This is a genomic window from Serratia sp. EWG9 (assembly GCF_019913725.1).
Taxonomy (GTDB): domain Bacteria; phylum Pseudomonadota; class Gammaproteobacteria; order Enterobacterales; family Enterobacteriaceae; genus Serratia; species Serratia ureilytica.
In genome coordinates this window covers 19,045-39,326 of record NZ_JADNRO010000009.1, presented here as the reverse complement: position 1 = coordinate 39,326, position 20,282 = coordinate 19,045, and the positions used below count along the sequence as shown (strand labels likewise).

17 protein-coding genes are annotated in these 20,282 nt (G+C 60.7%); 8 read left to right on the top strand and 9 right to left on the bottom strand.

All coding sequences use genetic code 11. From position 1 onward, the window contains the following. Nucleotides 1-17: 17 nt before the first annotated feature. Both nirD and nirB read right to left on the bottom strand, forming a co-directional pair. Nucleotides 18-344, bottom strand: coding sequence for a nitrite reductase small subunit NirD (gene nirD / locus ITX55_RS18600; RefSeq protein ID WP_033645269.1), 327 nt, complete (start codon nucleotides 342-344; stop codon nucleotides 18-20). Further along, on the bottom strand, nucleotides 341-2,890 hold the full coding sequence (gene nirB, locus ITX55_RS18595; RefSeq protein ID WP_108682133.1) for a nitrite reductase large subunit NirB: 2,550 nt from the start codon (nucleotides 2,888-2,890) through the stop codon (nucleotides 341-343). Before nirB ends, nirD begins: the two co-directional genes overlap by 4 nt. A gap of 290 nt (nucleotides 2,891-3,180) precedes the next feature. On the opposite strand from nirB, the gene ITX55_RS18590 reads away from it, so the two are divergent. Then, entirely contained in the window at nucleotides 3,181-4,461 is a 1,281-nt protein-coding gene (locus ITX55_RS18590) for a cytosine deaminase (RefSeq protein WP_172644558.1), read from the top strand. Nucleotides 4,462-4,515: 54 nt separating this feature from the next. Here the strand turns inward: ITX55_RS18590 and tsgA are convergent, their stop codons facing one another. From tsgA to ITX55_RS18570, 4 genes are all read right to left on the bottom strand, one after another. Further along, nucleotides 4,516-5,700: an MFS transporter TsgA gene (gene tsgA / locus ITX55_RS18585; protein ID WP_025304528.1), complete on the bottom strand. Its 1,185-nt coding sequence runs from the start codon at nucleotides 5,698-5,700 to the stop codon at nucleotides 4,516-4,518. A 190-nt stretch (nucleotides 5,701-5,890) separates the two neighbouring features. Beyond that, the gene (locus ITX55_RS18580) at nucleotides 5,891-6,871 is read right to left on the bottom strand and encodes a LacI family DNA-binding transcriptional regulator (RefSeq protein WP_108682132.1); all 981 of its coding nucleotides are present in this window, start codon (nucleotides 6,869-6,871) and stop codon (nucleotides 5,891-5,893) included. Nucleotides 6,872-6,943: 72 nt separating this feature from the next. Further along, nucleotides 6,944-8,251 carry a 6-phospho-beta-glucosidase gene (locus tag ITX55_RS18575; RefSeq protein ID WP_033645265.1) on the bottom strand — a complete coding sequence of 436 codons (1,308 nt, stop codon included), beginning with the start codon at nucleotides 8,249-8,251 and terminating at the stop codon, nucleotides 6,944-6,946. Then, nucleotides 8,248-8,586, bottom strand: coding sequence for a PTS lactose/cellobiose transporter subunit IIA (locus ITX55_RS18570; RefSeq protein ID WP_025304525.1), 339 nt, complete (start codon nucleotides 8,584-8,586; stop codon nucleotides 8,248-8,250). Before ITX55_RS18570 ends, ITX55_RS18575 begins: the two co-directional genes overlap by 4 nt. A gap of 353 nt (nucleotides 8,587-8,939) precedes the next feature. Here ITX55_RS18570 and ppiA point away from each other — a divergent pair, with 353 nt between their 5' ends. The 6 genes from ppiA to ITX55_RS18540 all read left to right on the top strand — a co-directional run bounded on the left by ppiA (nucleotide 8,940) and on the right by ITX55_RS18540 (nucleotide 15,747). Then, a complete protein-coding gene (ppiA, locus tag ITX55_RS18565; protein ID WP_033636286.1) occupies nucleotides 8,940-9,509 on the top strand; it encodes a peptidylprolyl isomerase A in 570 nt (189 codons plus the stop codon). A 155-nt stretch (nucleotides 9,510-9,664) separates the two neighbouring features. Next, on the top strand, nucleotides 9,665-11,350 hold the full coding sequence (locus ITX55_RS18560) for a sensor histidine kinase (protein ID WP_033651731.1): 1,686 nt from the start codon (nucleotides 9,665-9,667) through the stop codon (nucleotides 11,348-11,350). Beyond that, nucleotides 11,350-12,075: a two-component system response regulator BtsR gene (btsR, locus tag ITX55_RS18555; protein ID WP_025304522.1), complete on the top strand. Its 726-nt coding sequence runs from the start codon at nucleotides 11,350-11,352 to the stop codon at nucleotides 12,073-12,075. The genes ITX55_RS18560 and btsR overlap by 1 nt, the downstream gene beginning before the upstream one ends. A gap of 151 nt (nucleotides 12,076-12,226) precedes the next feature. Next, nucleotides 12,227-13,750 (top strand): helicase HerA-like domain-containing protein, encoded by a 1,524-nt coding sequence (locus tag ITX55_RS18550; RefSeq protein ID WP_108682129.1) that lies wholly within the window; start codon nucleotides 12,227-12,229, stop codon nucleotides 13,748-13,750. A 72-nt stretch (nucleotides 13,751-13,822) separates the two neighbouring features. Continuing rightward, entirely contained in the window at nucleotides 13,823-14,398 is a 576-nt protein-coding gene (locus ITX55_RS18545) for an aminodeoxychorismate synthase component II (RefSeq protein ID WP_033645386.1), read from the top strand. A 131-nt stretch (nucleotides 14,399-14,529) separates the two neighbouring features. Beyond that, on the top strand, nucleotides 14,530-15,747 hold the full coding sequence (locus tag ITX55_RS18540) for an aspartate aminotransferase family protein (RefSeq protein ID WP_033645260.1): 1,218 nt from the start codon (nucleotides 14,530-14,532) through the stop codon (nucleotides 15,745-15,747). 40 nt (nucleotides 15,748-15,787) lie between these two features. Here the strand turns inward: ITX55_RS18540 and ITX55_RS18535 are convergent, their stop codons facing one another. Next, nucleotides 15,788-17,866: a YccS/YhfK family putative transporter gene (locus tag ITX55_RS18535; protein ID WP_223085282.1), complete on the bottom strand. Its 2,079-nt coding sequence runs from the start codon at nucleotides 17,864-17,866 to the stop codon at nucleotides 15,788-15,790. A 50-nt stretch (nucleotides 17,867-17,916) separates the two neighbouring features. Next, nucleotides 17,917-18,549: a cAMP-activated global transcriptional regulator CRP gene (gene crp, locus ITX55_RS18530; protein ID WP_004090925.1), complete on the bottom strand. Its 633-nt coding sequence runs from the start codon at nucleotides 18,547-18,549 to the stop codon at nucleotides 17,917-17,919. A 382-nt stretch (nucleotides 18,550-18,931) separates the two neighbouring features. Here crp and ITX55_RS18525 point away from each other — a divergent pair, with 382 nt between their 5' ends. Then, nucleotides 18,932-19,339: an OsmC family protein gene (locus ITX55_RS18525; protein WP_025304517.1), complete on the top strand. Its 408-nt coding sequence runs from the start codon at nucleotides 18,932-18,934 to the stop codon at nucleotides 19,337-19,339. A gap of 38 nt (nucleotides 19,340-19,377) precedes the next feature. On the opposite strand, the gene ITX55_RS18520 is transcribed toward ITX55_RS18525, so the two are convergent. Then, nucleotides 19,378-20,247: a phosphoribulokinase gene (locus tag ITX55_RS18520; RefSeq protein WP_042785488.1), complete on the bottom strand. Its 870-nt coding sequence runs from the start codon at nucleotides 20,245-20,247 to the stop codon at nucleotides 19,378-19,380. Nucleotides 20,248-20,282: the final 35 nt, after the last annotated feature.

Sequence of the window (20,282 nt, the reverse complement as noted above, 5' to 3'; positions counted from 1 at the left end):
GGATGCGCCCCGAAAGGTTATGCCGCGACTTGCACGATGCCGTCGACCACCCGGCTGGTGAAGCTGGCGACGGAGCGGCTGTCATCTTCCAGGCAGTGGCCATCGTACAGGCGGAAACGCTGTTTCTTCAGCGGGCTGGCGACCCACAACTCCCCCTGATGCTCGGCGATCAGCCCGCGCGACAGCACGCTGGCCTGGGCGAACGGGTCGATATTGCTGATGGCGAACACCTGTTCGTCGGCATAGGGGCGGAACACCGCCACCTGCCGATCGCCGATCAGGGCGCACACGCCGGTGCCGGGCAGGATGTCGGCGATGGGGCAAACGGTAATCCACTGACTCATGCTTGGCTCTCCTCGGTGTCGATCAGGGTGACGGCAATGCGCTCGTCAGGGCGCGCCGGGCGGTGTTGGTCACGTTCGGCCACCACCTGCACGTTCGGATCGCGCAGCGGGCTGTTGATGAAGTGGGCGAAGCGCAGCTGCGTTTCCGGGTGCTCGACGGTTTCTTTCCACTCGCAGATCACCGCCTCGCGCAGGCGGGCGATATCCGCTTCCAGCTGCTCGTTGATGCCGAGCTTGTCGTCGATGATCACCTTGCGCAGGTAATCGATGCCGCCTTCCAGGCTCTCCAGCCATACCGAGGTGCGCTGCAGCTTATCGGCGGTGCGGATATAGAACATCATGAAACGGTCAAGGTAGCGCACCAGGGTCTCGCTATCGAGATCGGCGGCCAGCAGGTCGGCGTGGCGCGGTTTCATGCCGCCGTTGCCGCAAACATACAGGTTCCAGCCGTTTTCGGTGGCGATGATGCCGACGTCCTTGCCCTGCGCTTCGGCGCATTCCCGGGTACAGCCCGAGACGCCGAATTTCATTTTGTGCGGGGTGCGGATGCCTTTGTAGCGATGTTCCAGCGTGACGCCGAAACCGACGCTGTCGCCGACGCCATAGCGGCACCAGGTGCTGCCGACGCAGGTTTTCGCCATGCGCAGCGCCTTGGCGTATGCGTGCCCGGTTTCAAAGCCGGCGGCGAGCAGCTTGCGCCAGATGGCCGGCAGGTCGTCTTTCTGCGCGCCGAACATGCCGATGCGCTGCGAGCCGGTCATTTTGGTGTAAAGATTGTACTCCTTGGCGATCTGTCCGATGGCCAGCAGGCCGTCCGGGGTGATTTCGCCGCCGGCGGAGCGCGGTATCACCGAGTAAGTGCCGTCTTTCTGGATATTGCCGAGGAAGTTGTCGTTGGTATCCTGCAACGGCGTGTGCTGCGGTTTGAGGATGTATTCGTTCCAGCACGAGGCCAGCAGCGAGCCGACGGTCGGTTTGCAGACTTCGCAGCCGTAGCCTTTGCCGTATTTGGCCAATAACGCCTCGAACGACTTGATGCCTTCGACGCGGATCAGGTGGAACAGCTCCTGGCGTGAATAGGCGAAGTGTTCGCACAGGTGGTGGTTGACCTCGATGCCTTGCTTGCTCAGCTCGGCGTTCAACACCTGGGTGAGCAGCGGGATGCAGCCGCCGCAGCCGGTGCCGGCCTTGGTTTCGGCTTTCAGCGCCGCCACGGTGTGGCAGCCTTGGTTGACTGCCCGGATGATGTCGCCTTTGCTGACGTCGAAGCAGGAGCAAATCTGCGCGCTTTCCGGCAGCGAATCCACGCCGATGGCCGGCTTGCTGCCCGCATGGGCCGGCAGGATCAGGCCGTCCGGGTTTTCCGGCAGCGCGATGCCGTTCAGCGCCAGCTGCAGCAGGTTGCCGTAATCGCTGGTATCGCCGACCAACACTGCGCCGAGCAGGGTTTTGTTGTCGGCGCTGACCACGATGCGTTTGTAGACCTCTTTGCTCTCATCCAGATAAACGTAGCTGCGGGCACCCTCGGTGCGGCCGTGGGCATCGCCGATGCCGCCGACGTCTACGCCCAGCAGTTTCAATTTGGCGCTCATATCGGCACCCTGGAAGCCGTTTTCGCGGCCCAGCAGGTGATCGGCGGCCACCTGCGCCATTTTGTAACCCGGCGCCACCAGGCCGAAGGTGCGATCGCGCCAGGCGGCGCACTCACCGATGGCGTACACGTCCGGATCCGATGTCTGGCAGCAGTCGTTGATGGCGATGCCGCCGCGGCGGCCGATCTCCAGTCCGCATTGACGCGCCAGCTTGTCCTGGGCGCGGATGCCGGTGGAGAAAACGATGAAATCCACTTCCAGCAGGCTGCCGTCGGCGAAATGCAGGGTTTTGCGCGCCGTGCCGCCGCCGTTGACGATCTCCTGGGTGTTTTTCCCGGTGTGTACCTTGACGCCCATGCGCTCGATCTTGCGGCGCAGCTGGTCACCGCCCATCGGGTCGAGCTGTTCGGCCATCAGCACCGGAGCGAACTCGATCACGTGCGTTTCCACTCCCAGGCTTTTCAGCGCGCCGGCGGCTTCCAGCCCCAACAGCCCGCCGCCGACCACCGCGCCGCGTTTGCTGCGGCGCGCGCAGGCTTCAATGGCGTTCAGGTCTTCGATGGTGCGGTAAACGAAGCAGTCCTGGCTATCCGAGCCTTTAATCGGCGGGATCCACGGATAGGAGCCGGTGGCCATGATCAGCTTGTCGTAATAGACGGTGCGTCCGGTATTGGAGTGGATGACTTTCTCGTCGCGATTGATGGTGATGGCGCGTTCGCCGATCAGCACCTTCACGCCGTGCTTTTCGTAAAAGCCTTCTCGCACCAGCGACAGCTCTTCGGCGGTATGGTGCGAGAAATAGGAAGAGAGATGCACGCGATCGTAAGCGATGCGCGGCTCTTCGCAAAATACGGTGATGTCGAATAGGTCTTTGTCTGCTTTATCCAACAGATCTTCGATGAACCGGTGGCCGACCATGCCATTGCCGATCACGGCAAGTTTGACTCTGCTCATTATTGCCTCAAAATTCGGGTTTCCTAGGCTTACCTTATCCCTCCCGAGGGGCAATTTATTGATGCAAATCAATCGCGCCTTTATATACCCACAACGTGGTATATGAATGATTTTCCACGTTTTTTGATAAGTTGCGGATTTTATTCACCTTTAGCTGAAGCGAGTCAGGTCGCGCACCAACTACCCCGCTGGGAGTAGACGCGCAGGCCGGCATGCAACGGCGACTTTGTCAGCGCGATCCGCTGCCAGTATGATGAAGAAAACCAGCGCAACGGCAGAGGTGAAGGGTGGTGAAGCGTCCATTGAAGTTTATCGACAACCTGCATTTAAGCGGGCATGAAGGATTGTGGCAACTGGCGATAGAACAGGGGCGCATTGCGCATCTGGTGCCGCAGCCGGAAGGGCAGGAGTGGCGCAGCGACGTGCTGGATGCGCAGGGCGGGCTGGCGCTGCCGGCATTCGTCGAACCCCATATTCATCTGGATACCACGCAAACCGCCGGCCAGCCGGCCTGGAACCAGTCCGGCACGCTGTTTGAGGGGATTGAGCGCTGGGCAGAACGCAAAGCCTTGTTGACCCATGAAGACGTCAAGCAACGCGCCTGGCAAACGCTCAAGTGGCAGATCGCCAACGGCGTGCAGTATGTGCGCACCCACGTCGACGTTTCCGATCCCACGCTGACCGCACTGCGCGCCATGCTGGAAGTCAAGCAGGAGGTGGCGCCCTGGGTAACGCTGCAGATCGTCGCCTTCCCGCAGGAGGGGATCCTTTCCTATCCCAACGGCGAAGCATTGCTGGAAGAAGCGCTGCGGCTGGGAGCCGACGTGGTGGGCGCCATTCCGCATTTCGAGTTCACCCGCGAGTACGGCGTGGAGTCGCTGCACAAGGCATTCGCGCTGGCGCAAAAATACGATCGGCTGGTGGACGTGCACTGCGATGAAATTGACGATGAGCAATCGCGTTTCGTCGAGACCGTGGCGGCGCTGGCGCTGAAGCTGGAGATGGGGGAGAAAGTCACCGCCAGCCACACCACGGCGATGCACTCTTACAACGGCGCTTACGCCTCGCGGCTGTTCCGCCTGCTGAAAATGTCCGGCATCAACTTCGTCGCCAACCCGCTGGTGAACATTCACCTGCAGGGGCGTTTCGACAGCTACCCAAAACGGCGCGGCGTGACGCGGGTGAAGGAGATGCTGGAAGCGGAGATCAACGTCTGCTTCGGCCACGACGATGTGTTCGATCCCTGGTATCCGCTCGGCACCGCCAACATGCTGCAGGTGCTGCATATGGGGCTGCACGTGTGCCAGCTGATGGGCTATGGCCAAATCGACGACGGGCTGAAGCTGATCACCAGCCACAGCGCGCGCACGCTTAACCTGAGCGACTACGGCCTGGCGGCCGGCAACAGCGCCAACCTGGTGATCCTGCCGGCGGAAAGCGGTTTCGACGCGGTGCGCCGCCAGACGCCGGTGCGTTATTCGATTCGCCAGGGCGCGGTGATCGCCGAAACGCGGCCGGCGGAAACCACGCTGCATCTGCAGCAGGATGAGACGGTGGATTTTCGGCGCTAAGGCGCAAAAAAAGGGCGCCTTGCGGGCGCCCTTGATGTATTTGATGCGAAGAAATCAGTGCGTTACGTGACCGTGGCTGCGGTGCTTGGTCACGAAGCCCAGCAGCAGACACATCACGAACACCGCCAGGTACAGGCCGTTGGCGGTGGTCAGCGCCGCGTGCGCCCCGCCTTTCGCCACGATCGGGCCGGTGACCACGAAGGTCAGCATGGTGCCGATGGTGCCGCAGGTCAGGATAAAGTTGACCAGCTTCGGCGAGGAGACCTTGGTCTGCAGCGAGCCGAGGGTGATCAGCGTGGTGTAGATGGCGCTGGAAACGAAGCCCAGGGCCATGATGTAGTAGCCCAGGTGCTCCGGATTGTCGGTGCTGACGAACAGGTACATCGCGCCGGTGGCCAGCGCGGCCAGCACGGTAACGATGCGCTGCAGATCGAAGAAGCGCAGGATGAAGCTGAACACCCACATGCCGACCATGTATGAGGTCCAGAAGTCGCTCACCAGCTTACCGGCCTGGCCGATGTCCATGTTGAACGACTTGGTGGCGTACTCAGGCACCCACTGAATGAAGCCCAGCTGGCCAAGGATGTAGCACAGCGCGGCGATCGAGAGGAACAGCACGCCGATGCCCCATTTTTCTTTCTCGACCGGTTGACCGGCGTCGGCGCCTTTCTTGCCCAGCACCGGGAAGTCGGAGCACAGGGTCAGCACGAAGATCCCCACGTACAGCAGGCCGATGCAGGCATAAACCCAGTACCAGCCGATATGGCGAGCCAGCAGCATGGCGGCGACGATTGGGAAAATCATCCCGGCCATGCTGAAGAAGGAATCGGTGAACAACAGGCGTGAACCGCGCTGGCGGCCGGCATACATGTGGGTGATCAGGAAGGTGCCGATCGACATGGTGATGCCGCTAACCACGCCAAGGATAAACATGCACAGCGAGAACATGGTCAGGCTCTTGCCGAGCATCAGCCCTGCCACCGCCAGCACCATCAGGACAAAGCCGAAGATCAGCTGACGCTTCAGCGGGATGATTTCCATCAGCCAGGCATTGAGGAAGATCGAAATCAAAATGCCGGCGTTGAGGAAAGTAAAGGTGTTACTCATGCTGGAAACCGGCAGATTAAAGTACTCTGCAATGTTTCCCATCACCATCCCTGTGACGATCACTAAAGCACCGGTCAGCGCGTACGAAAAGAAGCTGATCCAGGTAAGCCGTATGCGGTTACTGTCATTCATTATATAGGCCTGAATATGTCTGTTAGAGGTTTTAAAACTGGCATAAGGCCGCTGGCTTTTCCTGGCAAACGCAGAAAAAGTCCCGTTCAGGCCACCAGGGGGCGGATCCTAGCACAGACAACGGGATTTTTTGTGATGGCTGTCGATTTTTTGATGCAACCCATGAAGGGATGATACGCATTATTGTGATCTATTTGCGTACCGTCACAATGGAATCACGGTTGATGATCGTTGGCTCAAAACGGTGCGTCGGGGTGGCGGGATCGATCAACCTGCGCGCCGCGTATTGCGCCATCTCGCTGATGGGAAAGTGTACGCTGCTCAACGCCGGACGGACGAAGGGCGCCCGTTCGCCGCTGTCGTAGCAGATCAAGGAGATATCCTGCGGCACCCGCAGGCGGTGCTCGTTGATCGCCAGCAGGGCGCCGATCGCCATCTCTTCGTTGCAGCAGTAGATGGCGCTGGGCGGCGCGGCTTGCCGCAACAGGCGATCGGCGCAGCGGTAACCGCTTTCCAGATCGTAAACGCCCTCCAGACAGGCCACCGGCTCGATATTCGCCGCCTGCATCGCTTCTTCAAACCCTTGCAGCCGCAGGCGGCTCGACGGCCGCTCGCGCGGCCCGCTGATGCAGGCGATGCGCCGGTGCCCGGCATCGAGCAGTTGCTGCGTCGCCATGCGGCTGGCGAGCGGGTGATCGAAGGTGACACAGCGGGCTTCCAGCCCCGGTACCAGACGATCGAGCAACACGAAATCACGTTGTTCCGCCGCCAATTGGCGCAGCCGATCGTCGCTGAGAAAACGCACGTGCAGGATCACGCCGTCGCAGCGCAGGCTAAATAGCCGCTGTATCGCCTGCCATTCGTTTTCGGCGCTGTTGCGGCCCTGGGTCACCAGCAGCTGTTTGCCGTGGGATTCGGCCTCGGTCTGCACGAAGTCCATCAGCGCGCCGAAGAAGCCGCCGCGGTACGACGTGGTGACCAACCCGAGGGTATTGCTATGGCTGGAGGCGAGCGCGCGGGCCGCCGGGTTGGGGGTGTAACCGAGCTGGGCGACGGCGCGCTCAACCTTCTCGCGGGTCGGCGCTTTGACGTTGCTGTCGCCGTTCACTACCCGCGATACGGTGGCGCGCGATACGCCCGCCAGCGCCGCGACATCTTCCAGTGTCACCATCGTCCAACTCCTGATTACGGCTAAAAAAATGGGTTCGGCGCGCCGAACCCCTGTCATACCGCGCGCAGGCGCTTACCTGAACTGCGGCAAATACGGCGCGTTTATCGTCAACACCTCGTCCAGCAACGGCTGCGCCAGATTGGCGTTGCCCACCAGCGGGTTGGCGATCAGCGCCAGCAAGCCGCTGCGGCGATCGCCGTGCACCGCGGCCTCGATGGTTAGACGTTCGTAGGCTTTCACCTGCTGCGTCAGCGCCTGCATCGGTTCCGACAGCGGGCCGAAGGTCAGCGGATGCGCGCCCTGAGCATCGACGATACAGTTGATTTCTATCACAGCATCGTCCGGCAGGCCATGGATTGCGCCGCGGTTTGCGGTGTTGACCACTAATTGCGTGCCGAGATTATTATGGATAGCACGGATCAGCTCCAGCGCAACTTCGGAATAGAAAGAACCGCCGCGGAAGCTGAGCTGCTCCGGCTTACTGTTCAACTGCGGATCGGCATACAGCTCGAACAGCTCTTTTTCTACCTGCATCACCTGCTCGGCGCGGGTGCCGCGCTCGCCGGCGGCGGCCATCTCTTCCGCCAGCATCTCGCGGGTCTGGTAAAAATAGCGGTGGTACGGGCAGGGGATGGCGCCGAGCGCGCGCAGGAAGTCCGGCTGCCAGGGCTCTTCCTTGATGTTGTTCATGGTCAGCGCCGCGCCGTCACACAGCATGTCGATCACGTTGCCGGTGACGTCGCGCCCCTGCTGCGTGACCTGATGCACCCAGACCATGTGGTTCAAACCGGCGAACCGCAGCTGCACGTCGGCGTAAGGCGCCTGCAGCATGTTGGCGATCATGTGATGCATGCTGATCGGTACGTTGCACAGGCCGATGATCTTCGCTTTGGTAAAGCGGGACACCGCCTCGGTGACGATGCCGGCCGGGTTGGTGAAGTTGATGATCCAGGCGTCGGGCGCCAGCTTTTCCACCCGACGGGCGATATCCAGCATTACCGGAATGGTGCGCAGCGCTTTGGCGAAGCCGCCGACGCCGGTGGTCTCCTGGCCGAGCAGCTGGTACTTGAGGCCCAGCCGTTCGTCGGCGGCGCGCGCCGGCAGTTGCCCGACGCGGAACTGGGTCAGCACGAAAGCGGCGCCGCGAATCGCTTCGTCCAGCGCGAAGTGCACGCTGACCTTCACCTGTTCCAGCCCGTGGCGCGCCAGCATGCGGCGGGTCAGGGCGGCGATGGTTTCCACTTTTTGGCGGCCTGGCTCGACGTCCACCAGCGCCAGTTCGGTGACCGGCAGCTCATCGATGCGTTGGATCAGCCCATCGACCAGTTCGGGAGTGTAGCTGCTGCCACCGCCAATCACCGCGATTTTGAGCGTGCTCATGAGCGGCCCTCCGTTTGCGACTGACGGCGATAGAGCTCGATCATGTCGTCGGCCAGATCCTGGATCACCATGGCGTTCATCAGATGATCCTGCGCATGTACCGTGATCAGGTTGATCGCCAGCTTGCCGCAGCCTTCGTCCAGGCCGATCAGCTCGGTCTGGATCAGGTGCGCCTTCTTCACCCACTCTTTGGATTCGACCATGTGTTTGGCCGCGGCGGCGAAGTCACCGGCGCGCGCTTGCCGCAACGCCATCAACGCATTACTGCGCGCGCTGCCGGAGAACACCAGCAGTTCCATGATGGTGCTTTCAAACTCGGGGCTGACTTCAGTCATCAATTCACTCACGTCATTTCTCCAGGGGTTGCGCGGCGACGCCGCCGTGGGATACCTCAGTATCCGTTCTTTTTATAATGAGAGCGCTCTCATTTATATAGGGTAACGGCAACGGGTGTGCAAACTGGGAGGTAGATCGCAAAAAACGCCCCGGGGAGGCGCTGGGCAAAAAATGCGTGACGCGGTTGGCAAAAAAGCCTTCTGCGCCCATACTTTCCGCAGCAAAATTCAGGGCCACCTAGGATATGTCCCGTAATTGGGTAAATATAGGTAAATGGCTGGCACTTGCCGATACAGCTCTTTAGAATCAAAGCGCTTTTCCGTTGTTTGTCTCTCAGAGAAAGGACCCGTTAATGTTCAAACGTACTTTAGTGACCTTCGTCGCGCTGTGTTCCCTGACAGCGATGGCGCCAGCGGCGCTCGCCGCCGGTGAAACCCATGTCATGCTGACCACCTCGGCAGGGAATATCGAGTTGGCGCTCGACAGTCAGAAGGCACCGGTTTCCACCCAGAATTTCGTCGATTACGTGAACAGCGGGTACTACAACAACACCATTTTCCACCGCGTGATCCCTGGCTTTATGATTCAGGGCGGCGGTTTCACCGCTGACATGCAGCAGAAATCCACCAAGGCGCCAATCAAGAACGAAGCCGACAACGGCTTGCGCAACCTGCGCGGCACCATTTCGATGGCGCGCACCGCCGACAAGGACAGCGCCACCAGCCAGTTCTTCCTGAACGTGGCCGATAACGCCTTCCTGGATCACGGCCAGCGTGACTTCGGCTACGCCGTGTTCGGCAAAGTGGTGAAAGGCATGGACGTCGTGGACAAGATCGCTCAGGTGCCGACCGGCAACGTCGGCCCTTACCAGAATGTGCCGACCAAACCGGTGGTGATTCTGTCGGCCAAGGTGCTGCCGTAAGTTTTTTGGCCGATCCCGCCGGGGTCGGCCGTCCTTCCTCACGAAGCCTTGCCTTCATCACTGTTTTCTCCCGCGCCCCATGCTCTAATCGGCAGACAATAATCAGACCGGAAATCCGGCGTTCGCCCTTTGTTGTCTCTGGATGAGTTGCTGCCATGTATGAATTTAACCAGGTGCTGTTGCTGTTGCAGCAGATGTGCGTCTATCTCGTCATCGCCTATCTGCTGAGCAAAACCCCGCTGTTTATCCCGCTGATGCAGGTGACCATTCGCCTGCCGCACAAGCTGCTGTGTTACGTGATCTTCTCGGTGTTCTGCATCATGGGCACCTATTTCGGGTTGCACATTCAGGATTCGATCGCCAATACCCGCGCGATAGGCGCGGTCCTGGGCGGCTTGCTGGGCGGGCCGTCGGTAGGCTTTCTGGTCGGGCTGACCGGCGGGCTGCACCGGTATACGCTCGGCGGCATGACCGACGTGGCCTGCGCGATCTCCACGGTGTCGGAAGGCTTGGTCGGCGGCATCGTACACAGCATCGCCATGCGCCGCGGGCGCATCGAACTGCTGTTCAATCCGCTGTTCGTCGGCGGCGTGGCGCTGGTGGCGGAAGTGTTGCAGATGGCGATCATTCTGGCGGTGGCGCGCCCTTACAACGAGGCGTTGCAGCTGGTGGAACACATCGCGCTGCCGATGATGATCGCCAATACCGTCGGCGCGGCGATGTTTATGCAAATCCTGCTGGATCGGCGCGCGATGTTCGAGAAATACACCAGCGCTTTCTCTTCCAAGGCGCTGAAAATCGCCGAGCGTACCGAGGGTATCCTGCGGCAGGGCTTCGATCAGGAAAACAGCATGAAGGTCGCCCGGGTGATTTATCAGGAACTGGGTATCGGCGCGGTGGCGATCACCGATCGCGACAAGCTGTTGGCGTTTATCGGCATCGGCGACGATCACCACCTGCCGGGGACGCCGATCGCCTCGGTGCATTCGCATCGCGCCATCGACAACAACGAGGTGGTGTACGCCGACGGCAACCAGCTCTCTTACTGCTGCTCGATCAATCCGGCCTGCAAGCTGGGATCGACGCTGGTGATCCCGCTGCGCGGCGAAAACCAGCGGGTCATCGGCACCATCAAGCTGTACGAACCGAAAAGCCAGCTGTTCAGCACCATCAACCGCACGCTGGGCGAAGGCATCGCCAGCCTGCTCTCGGCGCAGATCATGGCCGGACAGTACGAGCGCCACAAGCAGTTGTTGGCGCAGTCGGAGATCAAGCTGTTGCATGCGCAGGTCAACCCGCATTTCCTGTTCAATGCGTTGAATACGCTGGTGGCGGTGATCCGCCGTGATGGCGAGCGCGCCTGCGAGTTGGTGCAGTCCCTTTCGACCTTCTTTCGCAAAAACCTCAAGCGCTCGGATGATGAAGTCAGCCTGGCGGACGAGATAGAACATGTGAACGCCTACCTGCAGATCGAGAAAGCGCGTTTCGCCGATCGGCTGGAGATTGCGGTATCGCTGCCCGAGGCGCTGCTGGCGGCGCGGCTGCCGGCGTTTTCGCTGCAGCCGATCGTCGAGAACGCCATCAAGCACGGCACCTCGCATCTGTTGGGCGTGGGCCGCATCGAAATCGGCGCCTGCTGCGAAGGCGATCATCTGCTGCTGCAGGTGACGGACAACGCCGGGCTGTTCCAGCCGAAACCGAACTGCAGCGGGCTGGGTATGAATCTGGTGGATAAACGCATTCGCGTGCGCTACGGCGAAGGCTATGGTGTGCAGGTGGATTGCCGGCCGGACGCCTATACCCGCATTACGCTCAATGTTCCCATGGAGAGGGCCGCCTGATGTTAAACGCACTGATTGTTGACGATGAGCCTTCCGCGCGCGACAACCTGCGCCATCTGCTGGAGGCCGAAGCGGGGATCACGATCATCGGCGAATGCGCCAACGCCATCGAAGCCATCAGCCAGATCCACCGGCTGCAGCCGGATGTGGTGTTTCTCGATATTCAAATGCCGCGCATCAGCGGGCTGGAAATGGTCGGCATGCTGGATCCCAATCGGATGCCGCACATCGTGTTTCTGACCGCCTACGACGAATACGCGGTGCAGGCGTTCGAGGAGCACGCCTTCGACTATCTGCTGAAGCCGGCGGAGCCGAAGCGGCTGAGCAAGACGCTGCAACGCCTGCGGCAGCGCAGTGCGCCGCAGGACGTGACGGCGCTGGATGAGAGCGCCGGTTACCTGAAATACATTCCCTGCACCGGCCACAGCCGCATCTATCTGCTGCGGTTCGACGAGGTGTTGGCGATCCGTTCCAAACTGAGCGGGGTATTCGTGGTGCGCAGCGACGGCATGGAGTGTTTCACCGAATTGACGCTGCGCACGCTGGAAAGCCGTACGCCGCTGGTGCGCTGCCATCGGCAGTATTTGGTCAACCTGGAGCAGGTGCGCGAGATCCGCTTCGAAGAAGGCGGCGCGGCGGAGATGATCATGTCCGCCGGCGATCCGGTGCCGGTCAGCCGGCGCTATTTGAAAGCGCTGAAGGAGCAACTGGGGCTGCGGGGGTGACGCAGGTCTTAGGGGGATTCTGAAAAGACAGGCATCATGGGCGTCCCGACGGCGCCCTTTTTGTTTGTCCTTGACGGGGTTACGCGGCGCTTATAGCTTTATTGCATCAACAGGCGCGTTTCGCGCCGCGTCAGCGTCAAAGGAACAGAAAATGAGTGAACCACGGATTATCGCCAAGGCGATGAAAGACGGAAAACCGGAACAGGATCTGGTGATTTTGCCGGCGTTGGCCAACCGCCACGGGTTGATTACCGGGGCAACCGGCACCGGCAAGACGGTGACGCTGCAAAAAATGGCCGAACAGTTCTCGCGCATCGGCGTGCCGGTGTTCCTGTCGGACGTGAAGGGCGATCTGTCCGGCATCGGCGCCGAGGGCGTGCCTTCCGAGAAGCTGCAGGCGCGCCTGGCAGCGATTGGCGTCACCGACTGGCAGCCGCAGGCCTGCACCATTATCCCGTGGGATATTTACGGCGAAAAGGGGCATCCGATCCGCGCCACGATTTCCGATCTCGGGCCGCTGCTACTGGGGCGCCTGTTGGATCTGAACGAGGTGCAAAGCGGCGTGCTGCAGCTGGTGTTCAAAATCGCCGATGACAACGCGCTGCTGCTGTTGGACATGAAAGACCTGCGCGCCATGGTGCAGTTCGTCGGCGATAACGCCAAACAATTCCAGACTCAGTACGGCAACATCTCTGCCGCGTCGATCGGCGCCATCCAGCGCGGGTTGCTGGCGCTGGAAGAGCAGGGCGCCAACCAGTTCTTCGGCGAGCCGATGCTGGACATCAACGATCTGATGAAAACCGACGCCAACGGTCATGGCGTGATCAACCTGCTGGCGGCGGACAAGCTGATCAATCAGCCGAAGCTGTATTCAGTGTTCCTGCTGTGGCTGCTGGCCGAGCTGTTTGAACATCTGCCGGAAGTGGGCGACCCTGAACAGCCGAAGCTGGTGTTCTTCTTCGATGAAGCGCACCTGCTGTTCAACGACGCGCCAGCGGCGCTGTTGACCAAGATCGAACAGGTGGTGCGCCTGATCCGCTCCAAAGGCGTCGGCATTTACTTCGTCACCCAGAACCCGCTGGATATCCCGGACAGCGTGCTGGGCCAGTTGGGCAACCGCGTACAGCATGCGCTGCGCGCCTTCACGCCGCGCGATCAGAAGGCGGTGAAAACGGCGGCGCAAACCCTGCGCGCCAATCCGGCCTTCGATGCTGAAACGGCGATCACCGAGCTGGGCGTGGGCGAAGCGCTGGTGTCATTCCTCGACGAAAAGGGCCGGCCGAACGTGGTGGAGCGGGCGATGGTCATCGCGCCGGAATCCAAGATGGGCATGCTCGGCGCGGAAGGGCTGAACAGCGCGATCAACAAGTCGCCGCTGTATGGCCGCTATGAAGACATGATTGACCGCGAGTCCGCCTACGAGAAGCTGTCGTCGGGCGGCTTCGCCACCGTCGGCACTGCGCAGCAGGGGCAGCAACCGCAGGCGCAAGCGCAGCAACAGACGGGCGGCGGCCTGATGGACGGATTGAACGAGCTGCTGTTCGGTTCCACCGGCCCGCGCGGCGGCAAACGCGACGGCATCGTCCAGACCGCTGCCAAGAGCATGGCGCGCGATCTCGGCCGGCAGATCCTGCGCGGCGTACTGGGCTCGATCACCGGCGGCCGTAAAAAGTAAGCGGAAATTATCGTCGGCAGCGGCGGGTTAAATCAGTAAACTATGGCGGCGTTTTTCTCTGCCGGACCTAACATGCTGCTGCTGATCGATAACTACGACTCCTTTACCTATAACCTTTACCAGTACTTCTGCGAGTTGGGCGCCGAGGTGGTGGTGAAGCGCAATGATGAGCTGCAGCTGGCCGATATCGAGCGGCTGGCGCCGCAGCATCTGGTGATTTCCCCCGGCCCTTGTACCCCGAACGAAGCGGGCATCTCGCTGGCCGCCATTCGTCATTTCGCCGGCAAGCTGCCGATCCTCGGCGTGTGCCTGGGGCACCAGGCGCTGGGGCAGGCGTTCGGCGCCGAGGTGGTGCGCGCCCGCGCGGTGATGCACGGCAAAACCTCGGCGATTCGCCATCTGGGCGTCGGCGTGTTTCGCGGCCTGAGCGATCCGCTGACCGTGACGCGTTACCATTCGTTGGTGCTGAAAGCCGATACGCTGCCGGATTGCTTTGAAGTGACCGCCTGGAGCGAACGCGACGGCGTGCGCGACGAGATCATGGGTATCCGCCACCGCACGCTGGCGCTGGAAGGGGTGCAGTTCCACCCGGAAAGCGTGCTCAGCGAGCAGGGCCATCAGCTGTTGGACAATTTTCTCAGGCGTTAATCCCTTCGCATTTTTTTCGCCCGTCAGGCGTTTTGCATTTGCGCTTTAGTGTTTTTTTATGCATATTTCGTGATTATATTTTCATTATAACATCGCGATAGCGCTGAAAAACCTTCAGGGTGGAGCCGAAAATGACTGACAAATCCGCAGTGAGCCGCAGCACCTTTGACCAGGTGATCCTGCCTGTTTATGCACCCGCCCAGTTTGTGCCGGTGCGCGGCCAAGGCAGCCGGGTCTGGGATCAGCAGGGAAAAGAGTACATCGATTTTTCCGGCGGCATAGCGGTGACGGCGCTGGGGCACTGCCATCCGGCGCTGGTCGAGGCGCTCAAACGCCAGGGCGAAACCTTGTGGCATACCAGCAACGTCTTCACCAATGAACCGGCGCTGCGCCTGGCGAGCAAATTGATCGACGCCACCTTCGCCGATCGGGTGTTCTTCGCCAACTCCGGCGCAGAGGCCAACGAGGCGGCGTTCAAACTGGCGCGTCATTACGCTATCACCCGCCACAGCCCCTATAAAACCAAAATCATCGCCTTCTATAACGCGTTTCACGGCCGCACGCTGTTCACCGTGTCGGTGGGCGGGCAGGCCAAATATTCCGACGGGTTCGGGCCGAAGCCGGCCGACATCGTGCACGTGCCGTTCAACGATCTGGCGGCGGTGAAAGCGGTGATGGACGACCACACCTGCGCGGTGGTGATGGAGCCGATTCAGGGCGAGGGCGGCATTACGCCGGTCGACGCCGACTTCCTTAAAGGCGTGCGCAAACTGTGCGACCAACATCAGGCGCTGCTGGTGTTCGATGAAGTGCAAAGCGGCATGGGGCGCAGCGGCAAGCTGTTCGCCTATATGCATTATGGCGTGACGCCGGACATTCTCACCACCGCCAAGGCGCTGGGCGGCGGTTTCCCGGTGAGCGCCATGCTGACTACCGAAGAGATTGCGTCGGTGATGCAGGTGGGCACTCACGGCACCACCTATGGCGGCAACCCGCTGGCCTGCGCGGTGGCGGAGGCGGCGCTGGATGTGATCAATACGCCGGAGGTGCTGAGCGGCATCGAGCAGCGCCATGCGCTGTATGTACAGTCTTTGCAGAATATCGGCGATAAATACGGTATTTTCACCGCCATTCGCGGCATGGGGTTGCTGATCGGCGCCGAGCTGACGCCGCATTATCACGGCAGAGCGCGCGATTTCCTCACCGCCGCCGCCGCGCGTGGGCTGATGATCCTCAACGCCGGGCCGAACGTGATCCGCTTTGCGCCGTCGCTGGTGGTGGAGCTGCAGGACATCGAGGCCGGCATGGCGCTGTTCGAGCTGGCGGTGCAGGATGTGATCAACGCCTGAAGCACCTGCGGCGAATAACGGGGCGCGGCATGCCGCGCCCTTATTGATCGCGCAGTTTACGCTTGAGCCAGATGCCGTGGTGCGGGCGCTGGCGCCAGGCCAGCGACGAAATGGTGTGCATGACGCTCAGGTGCGACAGAATACGCCGCAAATGACGTTTCATCTCGGTGACGGGCATCTCCGGATGCAGATCCGGCGGCTGCATGATGCCGCTGTTGTCACTGCTCGGGCCGTCGTATTCCAACCGCTGCTGGCAGCTTTGCAGCGCGATTTCACAGGTTTGCAGATACGCTTCCGCCAGCTTCGGCGTCAGCATGTAGTGCTCGCGCGCCAGGATGGTCATGGCGTTCAGGTGTTCGACGATGAACTGGCTGTGAGTGACCCACAGCCGCATGTCCGCCAGATAGTTCGAGGCGAACCCCGGTTCCTGCATCGCCTGATTGAGCGAAGTGAACAGCGCATTGTGCGCCTGGTTGACCTGCATGCGGGCATAGGCCAACGCGGTGGCGTCCGGCTCCGGTTGCTTCAGCATCAGCCGCAGCGCGGCTTGATCGTTTTCCAGCGCCTGATGGGCATTCTTGCGCAGCAGCCCGCTTTGCCACTGCGGCCACAGCCAAATGGTGCCGCCGAACGCCAGCACGCAGCCGATCAGCGTATCGATCAGACGCGGCACCAAAAAATGCGAGCCGTTCAGCGCCAGCAGCTGCAGGGTGTAAACCGCCGTGACCGTAAAGCCAATCACCGACAGCCCGTAGTTCTTGCGCGAAACCAGGTAGGCCAACAGCGTGATCATCAGCATGATGCTCAGTGTTTCTGCTTCCGGTAATTGCAGCTGCAACAGCCCGGCCGCCAGCAACAAACCGGCGATCGTGCCGAGCGCACGGTGCTGAATACGCACCCGGGTGGCGTTATAGCCGTTTTGGCTCACCAGCATGATGGTGAGCAGTATCCAGTACGGCTTCGGCAGATTGAATACCGCCCCCAGGCTGCTGCCGACCGCCAGCGTCACCCCCAGCCGCGCGGCGTTGCGCAGCGCCGTGGATTTGAACGACAGGTAGCTGGCCAACGCCGGCCAAAACGGCAGGCGATGCTGGCTGGGCATCAAATCGCGGCGGTACAGCGGATGCTGGGTGCGCAGCAGGCGGGCAATGCGGCTGAAATGGTAGTAACAAAACTGGCCGACCGGGTTGTCGGGATGCTGCGCCGCCATTTTTTCCAGCGCCGCCAGTTCGTGCGTCATGGAAAAGCGCTTCGAATGTTGATGGTAGAGAATATCGTGCGCCACCACGCGCAGCCGCCCGGCGATCACCTGAGCGTTGCGGCGAATGATCGCTTCGGCCTGGCTCTGCTCCATCAGTTTTTGTACTTCCTCCGGCAAGTGCAGGCTGACGGTGATGTGCTCCTGCAGATCCATCGCCACCTGAAAGGCGCGTTGCAGACGCTTTTGATCGAGGTTGTTGGCGTGCGGCAGGAAATTAAGCTGTTGGTACAGCAGGCTTATCAGATCCATCACCTTTTGCTGGCGCACCAGCAGCGGCGGCAGAGCGGTCTGCGGATCGGTGTGCTGAGTCAGCAGCGAGTATTTGGCTTCGAAGTAGTCCGCCAGTTCCAGATAGAGCTGGCTCAGCGTCTCGCGCATCGGCTGCTCTTTCCACAGCCGGAACCAGAACCAGGTGAATAAGCCGTACCAGGCGGTGCCGATCGCGTACAGCAGCGGCGCCTGCCAGAGAGGCACGGTGCCGGCCATGCTGAGGGAGAAGATGGCGGCCACCAGCGCCGCCGGCAACAGCCGGGCGTGCAGCGGGCTGATTTCGCCGGTGACGCCGAGCAGCAGCGCCAGGCCCAGCATCAGCGCCGGCAGCGGCACGTGCCACAGCAGGGCTTGTTGCAGCAGCAGGCTGCTGAGGGCAAACAGCGCACCGCCGACGATCAGCCGTTTAAAGAAGCGCCTATGCGGCGTGTCCAGACCGGCGATATTGCAGCAGGCGGGCACCAGAGAGAACATCAGGCCGAGCTGCATCTGGCCAATCAGCAGGCCAAACAGCACCGGCAGGCACAACACCAGCGTTTGTCGCAGTGCGTAGTTGACTTCCGGGTGGTAAATCAGGCGGCGCCACATGGCAGAGAGCAGACAAAAAAACGGCGCAGATTGCGCCGTTTCTTCAGGGATTAACGGGTGCCGTAGACGACAATGGTCTTGCCGTGGGCGGAAATCAGGTTTTGGTCTTCCAGCATTTTCAGAATACGGCCAACGGTTTCACGCGAGCAGCCGACGATCTGGCCGATTTCCTGGCGGGTGATCTTGATCTGCATGCCGTCCGGGTGAGTCATGGCGTCGGGTTGCTTCGCCAGATTCAGCAGGGTTTGCGCGATGCGGCCGGTGACGTCCAGGAAGGCGAGGTTGCCCACTTTTTCGGAAGTGACCTGCAGGCGGCTCGCCATTTGGGCGGACAGACGCATCAGGATGTCCGGGTTAACCTGGATCAACTGGCGGAATTTCTTGTAGGAAATTTCGGCCACTTCACAGGCGGTTTTGGCGCGAACCCAGGCGCTGCGCTCCTGGCCTTCTTCGAACAATCCGAGCTCGCCGATGAAATCCCCCTGGTTGAGGTAGGACAGGATCATCTCTTTACCTTCTTCATCCTTGATCAGCACCGCGACGGAGCCTTTCACGATGTAGTAAAGCGTTTCGGCCTTTTCACCTTGGTGAATCAGCGTACTCTTCGATGGATATTTGTGGATATGGCAATGAGACAGGAACCATTCGAGAGTAGGGTCTGTTTGCGGTTTGCCGAGAACCATTCGCTGTTATCCTCTGTTGTTATCGCTGCCTTGTGTCACAGGGGTCAGAGTTCCCTGTAAAACCCGCCTGTAGCCGCAGTTATGAGCGAGGGCTACCGGCAAGTTTTGAGGCGTGTCATAAAAATACGCTGTCGCTCTAGCATATTAACTTGCCGTAAGCGCTGCAAGCTACATTCTGTTAACATACCGGTAAAGGAGCCTTTCTCTGGGCGTTTCCCTGAAATTCAGTGTCCCGGAAAGATTTATTGCGGCTCTGTTTGTAGCACAGAGTAAGGCGGGTGTCTCGTGTTGTCTCGCTTCAGCATGATTAGCATCAGGTTACGTTGCCTGTTTCTATGCGAAAGCGTACTCTGATTTTAAGAAATCAACCGGAGTGACCAGAATGCAGGCAAGAGTTAAATGGGTGGAAGGGTTAACGTTTTTGGGTGAATCGGCCTCCGGCCACCAGGTGCTGATGGACGGCAACGCCGGCGATAAAGCGCCCAGCCCGATGGAGATGGTGCTGATGTCGGTGGGCGGCTGCAGCGCGATCGACGTGGTGTCCATCCTGCAAAAAGGGCGCAACGACGTGCGCGACTGCGAGGTGAAGCTGACCTCCGAGCGCCGTGCAGAAGCCCCGCGGTTGTTCACCCATATCAACCTGCACTTCATCGTCACCGGCCAGGATCTGACCGACAAAATCGTAGAGCGAGCGGTGAACCTGTCGGCGGAGAAGTACTGCTCGGTGGCGCTGATGCTCAACAAGGCCGCCACGGTGACCCACAGCTTCGAGATCCGCCAGCCGGCGTAATCGGGACGGAGCGCGGCCCGCCGCCGCGCTCAACGCGCTTATTCGATCTTCTTGCCTTCCAGCAGCCGCTGCACCAGCGGCGCCATGATCAGCTCCATCGCCAGCCCCATCTTGCCGCCCGGCACCACTAACGTATTGATGTGCGAGATAAACGAGCCCTGCAGCATCGCCAGCAAATAGGGGAAGTCAATCTGATCCAGCCCGCGGAAGTGGATCACCACGAAGCTTTCATCCAGTGAGGGAATGGCTTTGGCGGCGAACGGGTTGGAAGTATCCACCGTCGGTACGCGCTGGAAGTTGATGTGGGTGCGCGAGAACTGCGGCGTGATGTAGTTGATGTAGTCTTCCATCGAACGCACCACCGAGTCCATCACCGCCTCGCGGGAGTGGCCACGTTCGCCGGTATCGCGGATCAGCTTCTGTATCCACTCCAGGTTGACGATCGGCACCACGCCGACCAGCAGATCGACGTGGTTGGCCACGTCATGGTGCTCGGTGACCACACCGCCGTGCAGCCCCTCGTAGAACAGCACGTCGGTCGGCGCCGGCAGCGGCTCCCACGGGGTGAAGGTGCCCGGCACCTGATTGTAGGGCACCGCTTCGTCGTAGGTGTGCAGGTACTTGCGCGAACGGCCGGTGCCGTTTTTGCCGTACTCGATAAAGCTCTGCTGCAGCAGGCCGAAGTCGTTGGCTTCGGGGCCGAAATAACTGATGTGTCTGCCCAGATCGCGCGCCTTGCGGATCGCCGCGTCCATTTCCGGCCGGGTGTAGCGGTGGAAGCTGTCGCCCTCCAGCTCGGCGGCGCGAATGTTGAGCTGTTGGAAGATTTTGCGGAACGCCACGCTGGTGGTGGTGGTGCCGGCGCCGCTGGAACCGGTCACCGCGATAACGGGATGTTTGGCAGACATGGTGGTTGTCACTCCGTGTTGAATGCGCCGGCGTC